Source organism: Parazoarcus sp. PS-13 R2A, from assembly GCF_057621855.1.
Map to the genome: position 1 here is coordinate 198,491 of NZ_JBYEXN010000003.1, position 19,047 is coordinate 217,537.

The following is a 19,047-nucleotide window of genomic DNA, read 5'->3' on the forward strand; positions in this document are numbered from 1 at the left end:
GCCATTTTCATTCAGCCGGGGCTGAATTCGATCAGGCAGCCTTCTTGGCAGCCGTCTTGGTCGTGGTGCTCACGGCCTTCACGGTTGCGCTGGTAGCAGCAGCAACGTTGGCTTCGGCCAGTTCGGTCGCCTGCTTGGCGGCCTTGCTGAAGCTGTCGTAGGCGCTGTTGGCGGCGGCGATGGCGGACTTGACAGCAGCCACGGCAACGTCGGAACCAGCCGGTGCGGACTTGGCAGCCTTGTCCAGAGCAACGGCAACGCCCTTGTTCATTTCAGCGACCTGGCCTTCGACGACCTTGGACAGCTCTTCCTGGCTCTGCGAAGCGATTTCATACACGCTGCGAGCGTAGGCAACAGCCTTCTCGACCAGCGGCTGAGCCAGCGAGCTTTGCAGGGACAGAACTTCCTGCAGGTCCTTGGCGCCCATCAGGGCCTTGGTGCTGGCAACGCTGTCTTCGAGGATCGAACGAGCGGTGTTCAGGTTCAGGGCAGCCAGGCGCTCAGCGTTGGCGAAAGCGCTGTTGGTCAGGCTCAGCAGGGTTTCGATGTTGGCCTTGTTGGTGGCGGCGAACTGCTCGGGGGTAAATGCGGTCATGGTCATCTCCTGGGTGAATGCTAAAAAAGCGGTTATGCAAAGACATCGGGTTTTGGTTTGCCGCGATGTTGCGTTGCAGCATGGTCTGAATTATAGGCAGACGAGATCGCATGTCAAGCTATTTTTTTGTGCGCTGCACCATTTCCTAACCTGCTGCATATTCAAGTGCTTAGCTGATGCTTCTTGCAGGCCGGGAGGTCTTGAATGCCGCTGAAACGGCGTCAGAGCGTCGTTGCAGACATGTTGACGTCATCGTGCACAGAGGGTGTTTCAAACCGATGAAAAACCGCTTCAAGGAGAAGCCGCCGCCGGCATTGCACCGGCGGCATCCGCAGCGAAGTTCAGTTGTGCTTGAACACCGGCTTGCGCTTGGCAACAAACGCGGCCATGCCTTCCTTCTGGTCGTTCAGTGCGAACGACGAGTGGAAGACGCGGCGCTCGAACAGCAGGCCTTCGTTGAGGCTGCTTTCGAAGGCGCGGTTGATCGATTCCTTGATCATCATGACCACGGGCAGGGAGTATCCGGCGATGGTCTCGGCTGCCGCAAAGGCTTCTTCGAGCAGTTTGTCGGCGGGCACCACGCGCGATACCAGCCCGGCACGCTCGGCTTCGGCTGCATCCATGAAACGCGCGGTCAGGCACATGTCCATTGCCTTCGCCTTGCTGACGGCGCGCGGCAGACGCTGGGTTCCCCCGGCGCCCGGAAGGATACCGAGCTTGACCTCAGGCTGGCCGAACTTCGCCGAGTCGGCTGCAATGATGAAGTCGCACATCATGGCCAGTTCGCATCCGCCGCCAAGCGCGAAACCAGCAACCGCCGCGATGACCGGCTTGCGGCAGGTCTTGACCCGCTCCCAGTTGCGCGTGATGTAGTCGCCCTTGTAGGCGTCCATATAGGAGAACTCAGCCATGGCGCCAATGTCTGCGCCGGCAGCGAATGCTTTATCGGAACCGGTAATCAGGATCGCACCGATGTTTTCGTCCGCTTCGTACGCGTCGAGTGCATGGCCGATCTCATCGACCAGACTGTCGTTGAGTGCGTTCAGGGCCTTGGGCCGGTTGAGCGTGATCAGGCCGACGCGGCCGCGAGTCTCGGTGATGATCAGTTCGTAACTCATGCGTTCTCCTTTTCTGGTTTGCGATTGTTGTTTTATTGGGTTGCGGGTGCTGCCTTGTTGTCGCCCTTGGGTTGAATCGTTGCCCGCACGCGGCCGGGGCTTGCGGTGCTGCCCGGCGCATTGGTCACCAGGTAGTTCTCGCTGACCGAGTCGTACTCGATGTACGCTCCGCGCACTTCGTCTCCACCGCTGCGAACGTAGGCGCGCTTGAACAGTTTGGCTTTCTCGCCACGACTGTCGTACTCGATGCGCTCGGCTTCGCCGTCGACATAGTCGCCGCTGCCTTCGCGTTTCTGCCGGAAAGAAGCCAGCTTTCCACCGGACGCCGTGGCAACCCCATTCTGAAAGCCATCGGCGCCCTGCGTGACGACCAGCTTGTCGCCCTTGATCTGCAGCGTGCCCTGGGTGAGAACGACGTTACCCTCGAAGATATGGACTTTGTTGCGGTCGTCGACCGTGACACGGTCGGCTTCGATGTCGACAGGTTTTTCGCGGTCGGCACGTTCGGCAAATGCGGGCATGCAGATCGTTGCCAATGCGAGCAGGGAGATGGTCAAAGCAGTTTTCATGGGTTTTTCCCTTGGCGTCGGGGGATGTTCACCCGGGCCTGACCGATCAGGTCCAGAGTGCCAAAAAGGTTGTCCGCACGCAGGCCAAGCGCCTCGGCGGTGGTGAGCCCCTGGGTCAGTTTGACCGGGGCGGTGGATTCGGCGCGGTGATCTTCGGGCCAGACGGTGAGTTTTTCCGAGGCGAAGCGCATCATGTCCTGCCCGGGATTGCCCTCGCGCTCGGCCCTGACCTGGCCGTGGAAATCGACCCGCTCTCCCTCGGCAGAGACTTCCCCTGTATTCGCGGTGATCTCCATCCGGCGGCTGCCTGAAAGGATCTCAAGCCGTGGGCGATCAAGCTGGGTGACGCCCGATTGCGGCAGGTGGGTGAGCTGGTCGGACAGCAGCACGTAACGTTCTGTGCCGTCCTTGCCGTAGCCGGTAATGCGGGTCTGATTGGCGATGAAGTCGGGTGCGCCGCTCTGTGCCGGGGCGACGTCCGCGACGGGGGCGCGGGTCAGGCGCTCAAGCCAGATCGATGCGCCGGCAAGCAGTGCAAGCGCAAGTACAGGGTAGATGCGATAGGCTGACTGCATCGCGCTTACCCGCGGCGGCCGCGAGCGGGGCGGCCGGAAATGTACTGCATTCGCACAGACTGTCCCGACATCAGATGACCTTGGCCTGCATCAGGTCGTGCGTGGTGAGTGCGCCGGCAAGCGCGCCGCTGTCTTCGATGACCAGCAACTGGCTGATACGCAGGCGTTCCATCATCTCGGCGGCTTCTGCCGCCAGTGCGTCAGGGCCGATCGAATGCGGGTTGCGGGTGATCACGTCGGCCAGCACGCTGGTGCGAAAGTCGATGCCACGCTCGAGCGCACGACGCAGATCGCCGTCGGTGAAAATGCCCGAGACCTTCCCGTCCGCCGATGCGATCGCAGTCATGCCCATGCCGCCCCGGGTCATTGCCAGCAATGCTTCGTTCAGCGGTGCCGCTTCGGCAACGACCGGGACCCGGTCGGCTGCACGCATCACGTCGCGAACGTGGGTCAGCAGGCGGCGGCCGAGGCTGCCACCGGGGTGGGAGCGGGCAAAGTCTTCTTCGCCGAAGCCGCGCGCATCGAGCAGGGCGACCGCAAGCGCGTCGCACAGCGCGAGTGCCGCAGTGGTGCTGGCGGTCGGCGCGAGGTTGAGCGAGCAGGCCTCCTCGCTGACGGCTGCGTCGAGATGGATGTCGGCTTCGCGGGCGAGCGGCGAGTTTGGCTTGCCGGTCATGGCAATCAGTCTGGTGCCGCGGCGCTTGACCTGGGGCACGATCATCATCAGTTCGTCGCTTGCGCCGGAATTCGATAGTGCGATCACGACGTCATCCTCGGTGATCATGCCGAGGTCGCCGTGTGCGGCTTCGGCAGCGTGCACGAAGTAGGCCGGGGTGCCGGTGCTCGCGAGCGTTGCGGCAAGCTTGCGTGCAATGTGCCCGGACTTGCCGATGCCCGTGACGATGACACGGCCCGGGCTTTGCAAAATGAGCGCAACGGCCTGTTCAAACTCGGTGCCCAGGCGTCCGGCCAGCGCAGCAACCGCGGCAGCCTCGATCTCAAGCACCCGGCGGCCGACACGGGTAGCGCTTTCTAGCAAGGAAGAGTCGGGGGCGATTGGTTTCACAATAGGATGAAGCGGTTAAACTGAAAGAAAAGCGGAGCCTGACGGAGAGCTTAACCGGCAGGCATGACTGGCCGCGATTGTATAACAGCCGGACCCCTCGCCGGGTGCGGGCGTTTAACTCCACAGGCTCCAATGCTGAACACCCTGGAACTCGTCTTGCTGCTGCTTGCCGCTTCGGTGGTGATGGTGGCGCTATTTCGCAGCCTCAATCTGCCGCCGGTACTCGGCTATCTGCTTGTCGGCGCGGTAGTGGGACCGCATGCGCTGGGTTTGGTGCCATCGTCGGAGGGCGCAAGCCATCTTGCAGAGTTCGGAGTCGTGTTCCTGATGTTCTCGATTGGCCTCGAGTTCTCGTTGCCGCGCCTGTTTGCAATGAAGCGCATCGTGTTTGGCCTGGGGGCGCTGCAGGTGGTGGCCTGCATGCTGCTGACCATGCTGATCGGACGGCTCTTCGGCTTCGGATGGACGGCCAGCTTTGCCCTCGGCGGTACGCTGGCGATGTCATCCACCGCCATTCTGTCCAAGCTGCTCACCGACCGGCTCGAGCTCGACAGCCGGCACGGGCGCGAGACGATCGGTGTGCTGCTGTTTCAGGACATCGCGGTGGTGCCGCTGCTGATCCTCCTGCCCGCTTTGTCGCGACCGCCCGAGGAGCTCGCGTTCACGCTCGGGCTGGCGGCGGTCAAGGCCGTCGTCCTGCTCGCGCTGGTGCTTGTGTTTGGCCAGCGCCTGATGCACTGGTGGTTCACAGTGGTGGCCAAGCGCAGGTCGGGCGAGCTGTTCATGCTCAATGTGCTGCTGATCACGCTCGGGCTGGCATGGCTTTCGGAGCTGGTCGGCCTGTCGCTCGCGCTGGGGGCGTTCCTCGCCGGGATGCTGATCTCCGAGACCGAGTACCGCTACCAGGTGGAAGAGGACATCAAGCCGTTTCGCGATGTACTGCTCGGACTGTTCTTCGTCACGGTGGGGATGTTCCTGGATGTCATCGCGATCGTGCACAACCTGCCTGCGGTGATTGGTCTGGTGATTGCGCTGCTGGTATTCAAGTTCGGCATCGTCTTCATGGCGTCGAAGGCACTCGGCTCGCCGCCGGGCACTGCGATGCGCTCGGGCCTGTGGCTGTGTGCGGGCGGCGAGTTCGGCTTCGTGCTGTTGTCCGAAATCGCCGGAGAGAACCTGATGCCGGCCGGCCTGCTGCAGACGACGGTGGCTGCACTGGTGCTGTCCATGCTGGCTGCACCGCTGATCGTGCAGATCAGCGACAAACTGGTCCTGCGCTTCGTGGCGTCCGAGTGGCTGATGCGCTCGATGGAGCTGACCCGGGTTGCGGCGCAGTCACTCAATAACGACAAGCACATCATCGTTTGTGGCTATGGGCGCAGCGGTCAGTATATGGCCCGCTTCATGGAGCAGGAGAACGTCAGCTACGTGGCGCTCGACCTCGACCCCGACCGCGTGCGCGAGGCCGGCGCTGCCGGAGATACGGTGGTGTATGGCGACGCTGCGCGGCGCGAGACCCTGATGGCGGCCGGCATCATGCGTGCCAGCGCACTGGTGATTTCCTTCAGCGAGGTCGAGGCTGCACTGCGGGTGATGCATCACGCCCATGCGCTGCGCCCCGATCTGCCGGTTGTGGTGCGGGCGACGGACGAATCGAACATGGACAAGCTTTCCCTGGGCGGTGCAGCCGAGGTGGTGCCGGAGGCTTTCGAGGGCAGCATCATGCTCGCCTCACATGCGCTCGCGCTGGTCGGGGTGCCCCTGAACCGCGTGGTGAGGCGGATTCGCGATATCCGGAATCAGCGTTATGGTCTGATGCGGGGCTTCTTTCATGGCGCAACCGATGTCGGCGAGCCGGATTCCAGCCTGGTCCGCCTGCATTCGGTGTCCGTGCCGCCGGGTGCTGCGTCGGTGGGGATGACGCTCGTCGACCTGCATCTGGATGAGATCTCGGTTTCGGTATCGGCCGTTCGCCGGCGCGGCATTCGCGGCTTGTCGCCGAGTCCGGATACCCGCATTCTCGAAGGTGACGTGGTCGTGCTGCTCGGCCTTCCTGCGGGGCTGGAGCTGGCCGAGCAGCGATTGCTCAAGGGCGCGTGAGCGGCGCTCAGAACCCGAGACAAACCGCGTAGGCGACTGCCTCGTCGAGCGGGTTGGTGGTGCTGACCGGGGTGAGGGTGGTGCCGCTCCCTGTCCCTGCTCGCATCGAACCCGTCGTCGGATCGCCGTCGTCGAGTGCGGTATCGAGCTGTACGACGTACTTCCCGAGGACTCCGCCCGAGCACATGGCATGGCTGCCGCGGACACCAAGTGGCGCACCGGCTCCGCCCGCCTGCACCCCGATGCGACCGCCGTCGGCGTTCAGCGGGAGGAAGTTGGAGGCGGTCGTCTCTGTCGGCCCGCTGGCCAGGTTGGCCAGGCGCAGGTGCTGCCAGAACAGCACGGATTCCGGTTGTGGGCTCCCGACTGCAGCGTCCCAGTCGCCATCAATCCGGCCGTTGCCGTCGCCGAGCGTGGTGCATGACGTGCTGCCTGCCGCACACACATGCGTGCCGGCGCGCGCGTCGTCACCCGGGAGCGCACGGAACTTGTCCTGGTATCCATAGATGTACAGCGGGACCGTGCGGAAATCCTGGGCGAGGTTCTTGACCTTGGCACTGTTGATCAGCTCCTGCCCTTTCAGAACCCCACCCATCAGCAGGCCGATGATGACCAGCACGATGGCGATTTCGACCAAGGTAAAACCGGTTTGCCTTGCTTTCACGTTACGACTCCTTTTGGCTTGTGTTGAAAATGAATCATGTGGAGCAGGGCGTCGGCTGCGATCACAGTCGTCCCGCCTGAGCCAGCCTGGCGATCAGCAGGGGGTGGCCAATCCAGCGCAGCTGATCGTCGAAGCTGCTGGTGGCTTCACCGGCTTCAAAAACGGGGGTGGCTGCAGAATGACTGGCGTTGAGGCCGTCGGCGATGCCGTTCGGGCCGGTGGAGAAGACGATTGCAGCTGCGCGTGATGCGCTGGTCGTGGTGATCGGCGTGCCGGCGTGGTCACGAATCTGCAGGTTGCTTTGAGTCGTCGACGTTGCGCTGATGGCTGCGTCGGTAAGGCCGGCGTCAGCGCGGTATCGCCAGTGACCGTGCCAGCTCGAAGCCGCGGACGTGCGCGGGGTGCCCCAGGCGTCGGTCGGCTCGGTTCCCAGGGTGCGCCAGGGCAGGTAACCCGGACTGCCGTGGTTGCAGGGCGGGCTTTGCTCAAGCCCGTAGGCGGGGCTCGCAGGGTCGGGCTCGGTGCTTGGGCAGGGCAGGCGGCCGTGAATGATGGCGAAGCCGATCAGGGCCTGTTCGATGTCGTGAAGCCTGGATGCCGTTTCCTGTCTGGCACGTGCCTCGATCTGGCCGCTGATCGGTGCCATCAGGGTGCTGCTCAGCAGGGCGAGGATCACCAGCACCACCGCCATCTCGACAAGGGTGAAGCCGGCGCCTGAAAGCGGGCGTGCGCAGGCGTGCGGACGGGCTAATGAATGCATTTGATCACGTCCGCGCTCGCCGGGTCTGAGGGTGTCGCAATCGTGAAGGCGGTCGAGCCGCTGAAATCCCCGCTGCCCGCCAGCAGACTCGCGGCATTGAGACCCTCGAAGAACTGCGCGGGATCGGCGCGCTCGGCAGGGCTTTGCCGCGACTGAGCGGCAGCGCCGCTGCGGATGCGTTCGCCACCGAACAGGACGAGTGCGCGACATGATTCGACGGCGGCAAGCGGAGGCGAATGGGCGGTGTCGGTCAGGAATGCCTGCAGGCAGGGACTGCCGTTGGCACAGGCCACAAAATGCAGCTGGTCGCGCCAGTTCTCGTGCAGGTCCGCGAACTGCGGAGCGATGCCAAGGGTGCTGGCATCCGGGACCAGCCCCTGAAAACGTTCAGTGCTGACCTGGGTTGCGTGAGCGGCAAGGAAGCCGGTCTGGTTCAGCGCGGTGTCGAGTGCAGTGGTCGCGCGGCTGATCATGGCGTCGAGGAGGAGGGGGAAGTCGTGCCGTCGGCGCAGGCCGTCGAAGATGTCGTCGGTGGTGATCCAGGCGATGAGGTCGTTGTTGACCGTGTCTGCGGGATTCCCTTGCACGATGGCAAGCGTGGATGAAAAGTCTGCGGGGTAAGGCTGGTCGAGGTAGGCGGGAAGATCGGCAACCGCATCGTTGCTCCCCGGGCAGAGCCGCCCTGATGCAGGGGGTCTTGCTTGCGATGCGTTGGCGAGGCCAGGGGCAAGCAGCACCGCCACTGCACGCGGGGTCCGCCCGCCCTGAGCAGCGAGCGGGCGCCCTGCGCTGTCGGTGAGGTCGAACTGACCGGGACTGTCCCAGTTGAGTGCGAGCGGCTTGGGGTTGTTCTTGACGCTGCCCGCCACCGCGTACCACAGACAATCGCCCCAGCCGTCGCGCACATCGGACAGCCCCAGGGTGCGATAGGGAAAGCGGCCGATGGCGCCATGGTCACGGACATTGCATGCCCCTATCCGGGCCGAGCCGGTGTTCGCTGCGTCGGGACAGGGCAGATAACCGTAGCCTTGACCCGGATGCTGTTCTGCATAGCTGATGGCGTAGCCGAGCAGCGCATCTCTTGCCTGCGCGAGCGCAACCGTACTCCTGGCCTGCGCCTGCAGCTGGATCCGTGCCGAGAGTCTGTCGGCGCTCAGCATCACGCCGGTGCCGCCGATCACGAGGATCAGCAGTACTGCGATCAGAATGGATCCCTTCTGCATCCTTTTCATTTCACGCGGCCTTCGTCTCCGCGCTGAAGCGGGATTGTTTCCTGCTGCCGCGTGGTGTTGGCTGGAGACCAGTGCTGTCCAGCGCTTAGCCGAACCTCGTGCCCTGTGCGTGCGTCGATTCGGAGTTGCGCGGTCTCAAGCTCCGGGTGGTAGGGCGGCTCCGGCAGTTGCGTGTCCTGATCGACCCATACCTTCACCACCTGCCGCTCGCGCCAGATCATGCCGTCGAAGCGAATGCCGGCCTGCTCGGGAGTGGCTCTGGGGGCGGGACGAAGCTGGGCCGCCTCGAGTGCCCGCCGTTCATCGGGCGTGAAGAACAGGCGGCCAGGGCGTTCTGCGCGCGCCAGCCCGCTGATCGCGAGGGCGGCGCACAGCAGCAGGACGAGGATGCGCCTGGCTCTCATGACGATGCACCCGTGGCCGGGTGCAGGGTGAGCCAGTCGAGCTCGCAGCGTGCCTGCAGTGGCGTGACGATGGTGGGGGCGTCGTCGTGCGTTGAGCGCGCGCGGACGATGTTGCATCCGCGCGGGATGACATTGACCCCGGGCGTGGCGGCAAGGGAGTGCAGCGCGACGCTCAGCGCCTCTTCATGCAGCACGCCGGCACGCAGGCTCAGATGCAGGATAGTGCGCGTCGGGAGTCCAGGAGCGGCGGGTTTGTCTGACACACGCGGTCTTGTTCTGAGCTCGACCGAGAACAGGTGCGGATCAGACTGAAGCCTGCGCAGCGCATCGTGCTGCAGGGCAGGGAGGGTATCGGCGTCTACGAGTTCGAGTGCGGCAAGGCGAGACTGGGCAAGCTGGCTGCGCGCAGTGTCGTCCCTTGACTGTTGCAACTGCAGCCGCGCCTGCTCCAGTGCCCGCTGTGCAAGTGCGAGGGCCTGTGTCTGGCCGTGTCTGAAATGGATGGACAGCGCAAGCACACCTCCTGCGGCTGCGAGCAGAAGCGTGGCGATTGCCAGTGCCTTGTGCAGCGACGACGGAATGCGCCTGCCCATCACGGCTCACCTTGCGTGGATTGTGCCGGCGGCAGCATGAAGCGCAGGCTCAGGCGGGACGGTCGGGGGAGGTCGCGCGCAAGTTCATCCGCCGAAGAAGCGAGACCCGGGAGGTGTCTGGCCTCAATCTGGAGATGGAAGCTGCGCTGCCAGTCATCGATCAGGCGCTGGGTTTGCTCCATCGGACTGTCATCGGCGAAGGTGGTGTCGGGCTCAAGGCTCGCGTCGATTTCGACGGCGATCTCTGCCGGGCCGGCCACCGTGCCGCGTCTGTCCGGTGCGGCGCCGGCCGCATGCCAGCTCAGGCGCTCGAGCTGAAGTGCCGGTGCGGCCTCGAGCATCGCGCTGACCTGATGCATCACATGATCGTCTGGTATCCCACGGCTCCGGATGTGTTCAAGATCGTCGAGCCAGTCGAGCGTGACCGCCATTGGCGCGGGTAGCGCAGGGCGTTGCCTGTTCACGTCGTCAGCCTGCCGCTGCAGTGCGACCCGTTCGGCTTCGAGAGGGGCGGTCTGTCGTGCGAGGCTGCGGGCGTCGAGCAACATCGCACTGGCTGCGAGAAGCATGGCGAGGGTCGCACTGCCGGCGATCCCGAGTAACCTGCGCCGGAGGCGCGCCGTGGTGAATTTGCTCGTCAGGGTTGCAGCCGGGTAGTGGATGGGTGGCGGTTTGTCGACGAGTCCTTGCAACAGGAAAGGACGCGTGTCGGAGGCGGACGTCGCTCCGCGGGGTTGCCGTGGCTGCGCCTGAGCGGGGAGATCGATGAAATGAAGGTCAATGCGCTTGTCCTGCGCGCCGATGCTGCTCAGGATGTCGCGGTCTGCCGGGTGGGCAAGAAACAGGGTTTTCAGCGCCAGGTTGTCGGCAATCAGGCGCTGACCCGAAAGATAGGCCCGGGTCTGGGACAGCTCGCTGGCATAGAAAGGCAGGCATTCCGCAAGCGAACCTGCTCGTGGGGGCGCTATGCGGGTGAAACTCATCCTGCCGTGTCGAAGAAGAGTCTGACGCATCCCGGCTGCCGTGAGGCTCAGTAGCAGGCAGGTGTCACTGCCGGACGGGTTTCCGCGGTTCCAGCGCTCGAGCAGGCGAGGCGGGGTGTCGATGCGGGTCACGATTGCCAGGGTTTGCTCGAGCGCCTTGAACCATGGCTCGAACAGTGCCGGGCGCGTCAGCGCACACAGCAGGAAGGTATCGAGCGCCGGGTTGCCGTCATGTCGCCCGTGGTGCTCGCTGGTGGTGAAGTCCGTGTCCGGAAAGTGCTGGCGCGTCTTGCGCAGGATCATTGCCTTGCGGTCACTGCGGTTGGCGCGGGGGAGGTGCTCCAGCACGCACCGCTCTTCGGCAAGATCGATCAGGATCGCGAAGCGGCACCGATGCACCTGTGTATCCAGCCAGTTGCGGAAGGCGACGACAGCTTCGTCGCCACCGGTCCGGAACTGTGCGCAGGGTTCGAGGCGACCCCGTTCGTGGCGCCAGGCTTCGAGTCCGTCGGCGTCGATCACGAGCAGTCTGTCGGGCTTCATTGATTGCGCTCCAGTCAGACGGGTAGCCGGGTGAGGATGTCGTACACCGGGCCGAGCACGGCAAACACGATCCACAGCATCAAGGCGCCCAGGATCAGGGTGAGCATGGGCTCGGCGCTCGCCTGAAGACGCTCGATGGATTCCTTGGTGTCGCGCTCGTAGAAATGAACGACGTTGCCGAGCGCGGTGTCGAGGCTGCCGGTCTGCTCTCCGATCCTCAGCATGCGGGTCACCAGCTGGGGAAAGAGACCGGTGAGCTCGAAGGCAGACGCGATGTCGTGACCTTCGGTGATGCGCAGGCTTGCTGTGCGCAGACTGTCGCGGATGGCGAGATTGCCACTGGCGTGTTCTGCGGTGCCCAGGGCGTCGAGCAGCGTGATCCCGGACGCGTAGAGCATGGAAAGGAGGCTGGCGACGCGTGCCAGTGCTATCTTGTACTGCAGCGCACCGAGCAACGGCAGGCGCAGGCGCAAACGGTCGAAACCAAGCTGGAGCGCCGGGTTGTTGCGGATGGCAAAGCGCGTCGCGCCCAAGGCGGGGGCGAGCGCCACCGGGATCAGCCATCCATGGTGTGCGAGGCCGCTCGACAGCTCGATCAGGATGCGGGTCTGCAGTGGCAGGGCCTGCCCTGTGCTGCGGAACAGGCGGCCGAGCTCGGGAACGACGAACAGGAGCGCGACCGCGATTGCCGCGCACAGGACCGAGCCGACGATGATCGGATAGATGGCGAGTTTGCGCGCGTGGGCGGCGAGTTCGTCTTCACGGTGCAAGGCATCTGCGAGTTGGCGGAGCACAGGGGCGAGCGTGCCGGTCTGCTCGCCGACCCGGAGCAGGCTGCAGAACACCGCGTCGAATGCACCCGGATGGCGGGCCGCGGCTTCCGATAGCGGGCGTCCGCCCTCGATGTCCTCCACCAGTGTGCTCACGACCTGCTGCATCTGCGTGTGCGCGGTGGCTTCGCGAAGGTCGGTGAGGCTTTCGATGATGGGGACGCCGGCAGCGAGCAGCTGTTCCAGGTGGAAGCAGAAATGGATGAGTTCGCTGCGCGGGATGCGTCGGCTCCAGACGCGGCGTCCGGTGTGCGGGTTGGCCGGTTCGCCGTGGACGAGTGTCAGTCCGCGCCGCTGCAGGCGCGATTCGAGATCCTCGATGTCCGCGGCGTCTGTGGTGCCGCGCACGCTGCGGCCACCGTTGTCGATTGCCCGATAGGTATGGAGCGTCATGACGGGGGCTGGTCGTGGCGGTGGAGACGGACGACGCGGGACAGCTCTTCGATGCTGGTGCTGCCGTCGAGCACGCGACGCGTGCCGTCCCGGGCCAGGTCGACAAAACCCTTGCGCGCTGCGGCGGCGGCGAGCTCGCGCCGTCCTGCCCGTCGACTGACGAGGTCGTCGAGTTCTTCATCCATCAGCAGACATTCGACGATGGCAAGCCGCCCGCGATAGCCGCGGTGAGCGCACTCGGGGCAACCCCGGGGACGATGAATTCTCGTCGTCGCGGCGTGCTCCGGCAGGATGCCGAGCACTTGCTGTTCGGCGACGGAGGGGCGGTCGGGCTGACGGCATGCCGGGCACAGGCGTCTGAGCAGGCGCTGGGCGATCACGCCGACGAGGTTGCCAGCGAGCAGGTCGGGGCGAAGCCCGATGTCCAGCAGCCGGGGAATGGCGCCGAGCGCGGAATTGGTGTGCAGGGTTGAATACACCTGATGACCGGTCATGGCTGCCCGCAGCGCCATCTCCGCGGTATCCGTGTCGCGGATCTCGCCGACCAGGATCACGTCCGGGTCCTGCCTGAGCATGGCACGGATGCCGCTGGCGAAGTCGATCCTCGCGCCGTCCGAGATCGTGGTCTGACGGACCATTGGCATCGGATACTCCACCGGGTCCTCCAGCGTCATGATGTTGCGGGTTTCGTCGTTGAGCTGGTTGAGAATGGAGTAGAGCGTGGTGGTCTTGCCGCTTCCGGTCGGGCCCGTGACCAGGATCAGGCCTTCGGGGTGAGCGATCATCCGTGAAATGCGATCCTGCTGCTCGGCGGCGAGCCCCAGCTGCGCGAGAGGAACGATCCCCTTCTGCCGGTCGAGGATGCGCAGGACGATGTTCTCGCCGTGAAGCGTCGGCTGGGCGGAGACCCGGAAGTCGATTGGACGGCCGTTGAGGGTGAGCGAGATGCGGCCATCCTGGGGACTGCGCGTCTCGGCGATATTGAGGCCCGCCATCACTTTCAGCCTGACCACCATGGCCGGCCAGTAACTGTGATGCAGCACCCGGATCTGTTGCAGCAGGCCATCGATGCGGTAACGAATCCGCAGGAAACCGGCTTCGGGCTCGAAGTGGATATCGGAAGCGTCGCGTTTGACCGCGTCGACCAGCAGCGCATCAATGAGTCGGATGACGGGTTGCCGGGGGTGGCCCGGGCCGTGATCCTGTGGCTGGGGTGCGGTGCCGGATTCGATCTCGTGCAGGATGCCGTCGATTGAAAGCTGGTAGCCGTAATGGCGATCAAGTGCCTGGCGCAGTTCGGATTCGGCCGCTAGGCGCAGGATGATGTCGATGCCCGGTTCGCATACGCTGCGCAGCGCATCGAGTGCAATGATGTCGTGCCCACCGGGGCTGGCAAGGGTGAGCTGCCTGATATCTGCGTCGAAGTGCAAGGGCAGCAGGCGATGCTGGCGGGCGATGTGCTCGGGGACGAGGGCAAGGATGGCCGGATCGATGACGACGCTGGAGAGCTCGACGCTTTGTTGCCCCAGTCGCGCGCTCAGGATGTCACGCAGCGTGCCTTCGGTGAGAAAGCCGAGCTCGATGAGGGCGCGCCCCAGTGGCTGTTTGCTGCGAGACTGTTCAAGGAGGCCGATGCGAAGCTGGTCTTCGGTGATCAGCCCGGCATCGAGCAGTTGCTGCCCGATCGTTTGCGGATCAGGGGCGGCGGCCGGGGGCGGGGCGATCATGTTCATCGTTGTCGCGTGCCCGGGCCGGATGCATTGTCCGGTGCCAGCGAACCGAAGACGTGCGCTTGCTCGGGCGGCGCGCGAAAGAAATCCGGAGCCGGCAGCGATTCGCGATATCCGGCGTAGCCGGCGTCGATTGCGGGGTGCTCGATCAGGACCGGGCGTAGGAAGATGACCAGTTCGGTGCGCTGTGCCGAGTTCTCGCGCCGGGTGAAGAACTCACCGAGGATGGGGATTGCCCCGAGAAGCGGGATGCGCCCGGTGTCGTAATCGAGCTTGTCTTCCATCAGCCCGCCGAGTACGGCGATCTCGCCGCTGGCCAGGCGCAGGACGGATTCGATCTCACGTGTGCGAATCTGCGGCACACGGTTTGGAATGCTTCCGAGCGAAGGGTTTGGGTCGTCGCGGAAACCGGAAATGCTGGAGATCGTCGGCCGTACGTTGAGGATGATCTCGCCGTTCGCGCTGATCTGTGGCGTCAGGGCCATCACCATGCCGACCGAAACCGATTGCGGTGTCGTGGTCGCGGTGATCTTCTCGCGGTCGCTGTCGCCGTAGGCGGTGGTCGAGGCATCGACCAGGAAGTAGACCACTTCTTCGACGACCTTGAGCATCGCGGTCTGATTGTTCAGCACCGAAAGCCGGGGGCTTGAAAGCACTTTCACCGTGCCGAAGGATTCGAGCAGTTCGAGCCTGATGTCGAGCTTGTCCGACAGGTAGGAGAGTGTTGGCGACAGAGTGCTGCTGTCGGCGCCAGAGCCGCGAGGCTGGATGCTGCCGCTGCGGGTGCCGAGGCGCGTCCAGTCGATGCCCTGCTTGTATCCGTCGCTGAGCGCGACCTCGACGATGGTGGCCTCGATGATGACCTGACGCCGCGCGGCGGTCTGAACCCGCTCAAGGAACTCGACAATGCGTTCGTGCTGAGTGCTGTTGGCGCGGACCATCAGGACGCCGGTTTCACGATTGACCATCACGAACTCGGCCTGCTCGGGCTCCGAGCAGGGGGCGGACTGCCCGCCGTCGCGATCAGACGAATCCTGCCGGCGGTCCTCGCAGCGGCGACGCAGGATGAACCGGGTGTGCTCCCTGAGGATGGTCCGGATGTTGGTTTCGAGCGACTCCCAGAAGCGGTTTGCCGACAGTGTTTCGATTTGCGTGAGAGAGGTGTTGCCGCCGGCACTGCGCTTGCCGTCAAGCGCGCTCGAACTGGTTGCAATCTGGGTGCTGGTGGCGACCGAGCCGTTCATGCTTCGGCTCAGGTTGACGTAATCCACCTGGTAGGTGCGCAGGTAGGGGGTGTCTGGCATCACCGCGAGATAGCTGTCTGTGAGTTCGAACCGGATGTCGGCCTGGCGCGAGATTCTCGTAAGCAGTTGTCTCAGGGGCTGATTGAAGGCATTGAGCGTCACGACGCCGGTAATGCCCGGATGGATGTCGATGTCGAGCCGCGCGTCGCGTGCGATCGCATTGAGGAGTTCGACGACTGACACCCGGTTCACCGAAACCGAGTAGGTCGGGGCAGGGGCTTCGGGGGCGTGCGCCGTCGCGGTTGGCGCCGGTTTCGATTGTGTGGGTGCTGCCTCGGCGCTCATCCCGACCTCGTTTGCATTCAGGTGCGCATTCGCTGGCGCACGCGGGAGCGGCTGGGCGCAGCCCAGTACCGAGGCGCAGATGATGGCGGGGATGAGTTTGTGTATATGCATAATGAATTTACGAATGCGATTAGCATAATACATTCTCGTGTCGCTGCGTCAAGTTGCGGGGGCGCTGCTGGCGGGGTCGGTCGCATTGACTGACTGGCTGCCTGCCGTGTGTCCGCGATGTCCCTGCCGCTGATGGGGGCGTGTCGCACGTTGTCGCGTTGCAACAGATTTGGCGTGAGACGCGGCGCTCCTCTGCTAAACTGCTGCCCTTTGCTACCCTAAGACTTCCCCGGTGACTCCCTCTTCTACGCAAGCGCCTCTCGTCAGCCTGCGCGACGTTCGTTTTGCCTATGGCGAGCGGGAAGTCTTGCGCGGTATCGACCTGGATGTGCACCGTGGCCAGGTCGTGGCAATCATGGGCGGCAGTGGCTGTGGCAAGACCACGCTGCTGCGCCTGATCGGTGGCCAGATTCGCGCGACGGGCGGTCGCGTTGAGGTGGAAGGCCAGAACGTGGGCGAGCTCGGAAACGCTGCGCTCTACGCCTTGCGCCGGCGCATGGGCATGCTGTTCCAGTTTGGCGCACTGTTTACCGACATGAGTGTGTTTGACAACGTGGCCTTTCCGTTGCGCGAGCACACCGAGCTGCCCTCGGGGCTGATCAGTGATCTCGTGCTGATGAAGCTGCAGGCAGTGGGTTTGCGCGGGGCTGCTGCACTGATGCCGTCCGAGCTCTCGGGCGGGATGGCGCGGCGGGTGGCGCTGGCTCGTGCAGTGGCGCTTGATCCGATGCTGGTGCTCTACGACGAACCTTTTGCCGGTCTCGATCCGATTTCGCTCGGCATCGTCGGGCAGTTGATTCGTCGGCTCAACGATGCGCTGGGTGCAAGTACGGTGATGGTGACCCATGATGTGAATGAGTCGCTCGAGATCGTCGATTACGTGTACTTCGTTTCCGAGGGGCGGATCGTGGCCCAGGGCACGCCGGAGGAGATCCGTGCGTCCGAGCATCCTTTCGTGCATCAGTTTGTCAACGCAGAAGCGGACGGACCGGTGCCTTTCCATTATCCGGCGGCGCCGATGTCCAGTCTGCTCGATCGGGGTGTGCGATGAATCCGGTCATTGATTTTGTGCGGCGCGTCGGTGCAATGACGGTGGACGCAGTATGGCGCTTCGGTTTTGTGGCGCGCTTTTTCGTCATGATGCTGCTGTATTCGGGACAGTCGATCCGTCGTGTGCATCTCACCATCCGTGAGATCTACTTCAGTGGCGTGCTGTCGCTGCTGATCATTCTGGTGTCCGGGCTTTTTGTCGGACTGGTGCTCGGGCTGCAGGGCTATGAAACGCTGCAGCGCTATGGGTCGAGCGATGCGCTCGGGGTGCTGGTGGCGCTCTCGCTGACGCGCGAGCTGGGTCCGGTGGTTGCCGGCTTGCTGTTTGCCAGTCGTGCCGGCTCCGCAATTACGGCCGAGATCGGTTTGATGAAGGCGACCGAGCAGTTGAAGGCCATGGACATGATGGCCGTGAACCCGATTGCGCGTGTCGTTGCGCCGCGCTTCTGGGGTGGGGTGATTTCGATGCCTTTGCTGGCAGCGATGTTTTCTGCCATGGGCGTGTTTGGTGGCTGGCTGATCGGGGTGGTGTTCATCGGCGTCGACGATGGCGCGTTCTGGTCACAGATGCAGGCGGCTGTGGATTTTCGCTACGACATCCTGAACGGGGTGCTGAAATCCTTTGTTTTCGGTGTGGCGGTATCGCTGATTGCGGTGTTCGAAGGCTATGACTGCAATCCGACGGCCGAAGGTGTTTCGCGGGCAATTACCCGCACGGTGGTGAGCTCGGCGCTGGCAATTCTGGCGCTGGATTTTGTACTGACTTCTTTCATGTTCCGGGGTCAATGATGAGCAGAACGACGCTCGACCTGTGGGTGGGTGTATTCGTAGTGCTGGGTTGTGCAGCACTGATCTTTCTGGCGATGAAGGTCGGCAATTTCACCGGCCTGAGTGGCGCAACGCTCTATGTGGTTGAGGCGCCCTTCGACAACATTGGCGGGCTCAAGGTGCGGGCGCCGGTCAAGAGTGCCGGGGTGCTGGTGGGGCGTGTTGCGGATATCCGCTTCGATTCGCAGCGCTATCGCGCGGTGGTCAAGCTTGAACTGGATAGTCGTTACGAATTTCCCCGCGATACCATTGCCACCATCCTGACTTCCGGTCTGCTCGGCGAGCAGTACATCGGACTTGAACCGGGGGCGGAGGTCGACGTGCTCAAGGGTGGCGACGTCATCCAGATTACGCAGTCTGCAGTCGTGCTCGAGAAGCTGATCGGTCAGTTCATGTTCAACAAGGCGGCCGAAGCGCCGGCGCAATGACGGCCTCGTCCCGATGGAGAAAACCGAAATGAACGCAACAATGCGTCCCCTCCGAAGCGGCGCGCGTGTGCTGGTCTTGGCGGCAACCGTGTTGCTGGGCAGCGGTTGTGCGACGACGGCATCGAATCCTGAGGATCCGCTCGAAGGCTACAACCGGGCCATGTTCTCCTTCAATGAAGGGCTGGACAAGGCCGTGATCAAGCCGGCCGCCCAGGCCTACGATGCGGTATTGCCGTCGCCGGTCCGCACGGGCGTGAGCAACGTGTTCGGCAACCTCGGCGACCCCTGGATCGGCGTCAACAACCTGCTTCAGGGCAAGTTCGCAGATGCGCTGAGTGACATGATGCGCTTCCTGTTCAACTCGACATTCGGTATTGCCGGTGTGCTCGATATTGCGACAGAGATGGGCTTTGCCAAGCATGACGAGGACTTTGGTCAGACGCTCGGCCGCTGGGGCGTCGGCGATGGCGCATACATCGTGCTGCCTTTCTTCGGTCCGCGCACCTTGCGTGACGCAGCAATGCTTCCGGTCGATATGTCGGTCGATCCCGTGTCGTCCGTTGGCCACATCCCGACGCGCAATACGATGACCGGTGTGCGTCTCCTGAACACGCGCGCAAATCTCCTCGGTGTGGACAAGACCCTGGAAGAAGGTACGCTCGACAAGTACAGCTATGTGCGCGACTTCTATCTTGAACAGCGCCGTTACAAAGTTTTCGATGGCAACCCGCCACGGGTGTACGAAGATTTCAGCCGTGTAGACGGTGACAGCCTGCCGCTGGGCAGGGCTGCAGACGAACTCGCAGCGGTTGCAGTGGAAGACCTGGAACTGCTCGGTGTCGGTGATTTTGCGCTGAATGCCCAAACTGGCGGGCATTTCAACTGA

At 63.7% G+C, this 19,047-nt stretch carries 19 protein-coding genes; 5 read left to right on the plus strand and 14 right to left on the minus strand.

The window, feature by feature from the left end; translation table 11 throughout:
• Window positions 1–31 precede the first annotated feature (31 nt).
• The 5 genes from AC22G6_RS04765 to AC22G6_RS04785 all read right to left on the minus strand — a co-directional run bounded on the left by AC22G6_RS04765 (window position 32) and on the right by AC22G6_RS04785 (window position 3,896).
• Window positions 32–595, minus strand: coding sequence for a phasin family protein (locus tag AC22G6_RS04765; RefSeq protein ID WP_108951350.1), 564 nt, complete (start codon window positions 593–595; stop codon window positions 32–34).
• A gap of 341 nt (window positions 596–936) precedes the next feature.
• On the minus strand, window positions 937–1,713 hold the full coding sequence (locus AC22G6_RS04770) for an enoyl-CoA hydratase (protein WP_487365832.1): 777 nt from the start codon (window positions 1,711–1,713) through the stop codon (window positions 937–939).
• 32 nt (window positions 1,714–1,745) lie between these two features.
• Entirely contained in the window at window positions 1,746–2,282 is a 537-nt protein-coding gene (gene lptA / locus AC22G6_RS04775; RefSeq protein ID WP_487365833.1) for a lipopolysaccharide transport periplasmic protein LptA, read from the minus strand.
• Complete coding sequence (lptC, locus tag AC22G6_RS04780) at window positions 2,279–2,857, minus strand: LPS export ABC transporter periplasmic protein LptC (RefSeq protein ID WP_487365834.1); 579 nt, start codon at window positions 2,855–2,857, stop codon at window positions 2,279–2,281. The genes lptA and lptC overlap by 4 nt, the downstream gene beginning before the upstream one ends.
• Window positions 2,858–2,927: 70 nt before the next feature.
• The gene (locus AC22G6_RS04785) at window positions 2,928–3,896 is read right to left on the minus strand and encodes a KpsF/GutQ family sugar-phosphate isomerase (RefSeq protein ID WP_487365835.1); all 969 of its coding nucleotides are present in this window, start codon (window positions 3,894–3,896) and stop codon (window positions 2,928–2,930) included.
• Window positions 3,897–4,055: 159 nt separating this feature from the next.
• Between AC22G6_RS04785 and AC22G6_RS04790 the strand changes: the two genes are divergently transcribed.
• Window positions 4,056–6,023: a monovalent cation:proton antiporter family protein gene (locus tag AC22G6_RS04790; RefSeq protein ID WP_487365836.1), complete on the plus strand. Its 1,968-nt coding sequence runs from the start codon at window positions 4,056–4,058 to the stop codon at window positions 6,021–6,023.
• 7 nt (window positions 6,024–6,030) lie between these two features.
• Here AC22G6_RS04790 and AC22G6_RS04795 read toward each other — a convergent pair whose 3' ends face one another.
• From AC22G6_RS04795 to AC22G6_RS04835, 9 genes are all read right to left on the minus strand, one after another.
• Entirely contained in the window at window positions 6,031–6,687 is a 657-nt protein-coding gene (locus AC22G6_RS04795) for a type II secretion system protein (RefSeq protein ID WP_487365837.1), read from the minus strand.
• 61 nt (window positions 6,688–6,748) lie between these two features.
• On the minus strand, window positions 6,749–7,447 hold the full coding sequence (locus AC22G6_RS04800; protein WP_487365838.1) for a prepilin-type N-terminal cleavage/methylation domain-containing protein: 699 nt from the start codon (window positions 7,445–7,447) through the stop codon (window positions 6,749–6,751).
• Window positions 7,435–8,670 (minus strand): hypothetical protein, encoded by a 1,236-nt coding sequence (locus AC22G6_RS04805; protein WP_487365839.1) that lies wholly within the window; start codon window positions 8,668–8,670, stop codon window positions 7,435–7,437. Before AC22G6_RS04805 ends, AC22G6_RS04800 begins: the two co-directional genes overlap by 13 nt.
• Window positions 8,671–8,675: 5 nt before the next feature.
• On the minus strand, window positions 8,676–9,083 hold the full coding sequence (locus tag AC22G6_RS04810) for a hypothetical protein (RefSeq protein WP_487365840.1): 408 nt from the start codon (window positions 9,081–9,083) through the stop codon (window positions 8,676–8,678).
• Complete coding sequence (locus AC22G6_RS04815; protein WP_487365841.1) at window positions 9,080–9,676, minus strand: hypothetical protein; 597 nt, start codon at window positions 9,674–9,676, stop codon at window positions 9,080–9,082. The genes AC22G6_RS04810 and AC22G6_RS04815 overlap by 4 nt, the downstream gene beginning before the upstream one ends.
• On the minus strand, window positions 9,676–11,202 hold the full coding sequence (locus AC22G6_RS04820) for a hypothetical protein (RefSeq protein WP_487365842.1): 1,527 nt from the start codon (window positions 11,200–11,202) through the stop codon (window positions 9,676–9,678). The genes AC22G6_RS04815 and AC22G6_RS04820 overlap by 1 nt, the downstream gene beginning before the upstream one ends.
• Window positions 11,203–11,216: 14 nt before the next feature.
• The gene (locus AC22G6_RS04825; RefSeq protein WP_487365843.1) at window positions 11,217–12,425 is read right to left on the minus strand and encodes a type II secretion system F family protein; all 1,209 of its coding nucleotides are present in this window, start codon (window positions 12,423–12,425) and stop codon (window positions 11,217–11,219) included.
• The gene (locus AC22G6_RS04830) at window positions 12,422–14,158 is read right to left on the minus strand and encodes a GspE/PulE family protein (protein WP_487365844.1); all 1,737 of its coding nucleotides are present in this window, start codon (window positions 14,156–14,158) and stop codon (window positions 12,422–12,424) included. Before AC22G6_RS04830 ends, AC22G6_RS04825 begins: the two co-directional genes overlap by 4 nt.
• Window positions 14,155–15,744 carry a secretin N-terminal domain-containing protein gene (locus AC22G6_RS04835; protein WP_487365845.1) on the minus strand — a complete coding sequence of 530 codons (1,590 nt, stop codon included), beginning with the start codon at window positions 15,742–15,744 and terminating at the stop codon, window positions 14,155–14,157. The genes AC22G6_RS04830 and AC22G6_RS04835 overlap by 4 nt, the downstream gene beginning before the upstream one ends.
• A 343-nt stretch (window positions 15,745–16,087) precedes the next feature.
• On the opposite strand from AC22G6_RS04835, the gene AC22G6_RS04840 reads away from it, so the two are divergent.
• From AC22G6_RS04840 to AC22G6_RS04855, 4 genes are read left to right on the plus strand one after another with little or no spacing between them, the layout of a single operon-like run.
• Window positions 16,088–16,906, plus strand: coding sequence for an ABC transporter ATP-binding protein (locus tag AC22G6_RS04840; RefSeq protein WP_108949363.1), 819 nt, complete (start codon window positions 16,088–16,090; stop codon window positions 16,904–16,906).
• On the plus strand, window positions 16,903–17,694 hold the full coding sequence (gene mlaE / locus AC22G6_RS04845; protein WP_108949362.1) for a lipid asymmetry maintenance ABC transporter permease subunit MlaE: 792 nt from the start codon (window positions 16,903–16,905) through the stop codon (window positions 17,692–17,694). The genes AC22G6_RS04840 and mlaE overlap by 4 nt, the downstream gene beginning before the upstream one ends.
• Window positions 17,694–18,161: an outer membrane lipid asymmetry maintenance protein MlaD gene (gene mlaD / locus AC22G6_RS04850; RefSeq protein ID WP_487365846.1), complete on the plus strand. Its 468-nt coding sequence runs from the start codon at window positions 17,694–17,696 to the stop codon at window positions 18,159–18,161. The genes mlaE and mlaD overlap by 1 nt, the downstream gene beginning before the upstream one ends.
• Window positions 18,162–18,189: 28 nt before the next feature.
• Window positions 18,190–19,047 carry an MlaA family lipoprotein gene (locus AC22G6_RS04855; RefSeq protein ID WP_487365847.1) on the plus strand — a complete coding sequence of 286 codons (858 nt, stop codon included), beginning with the start codon at window positions 18,190–18,192 and terminating at the stop codon, window positions 19,045–19,047.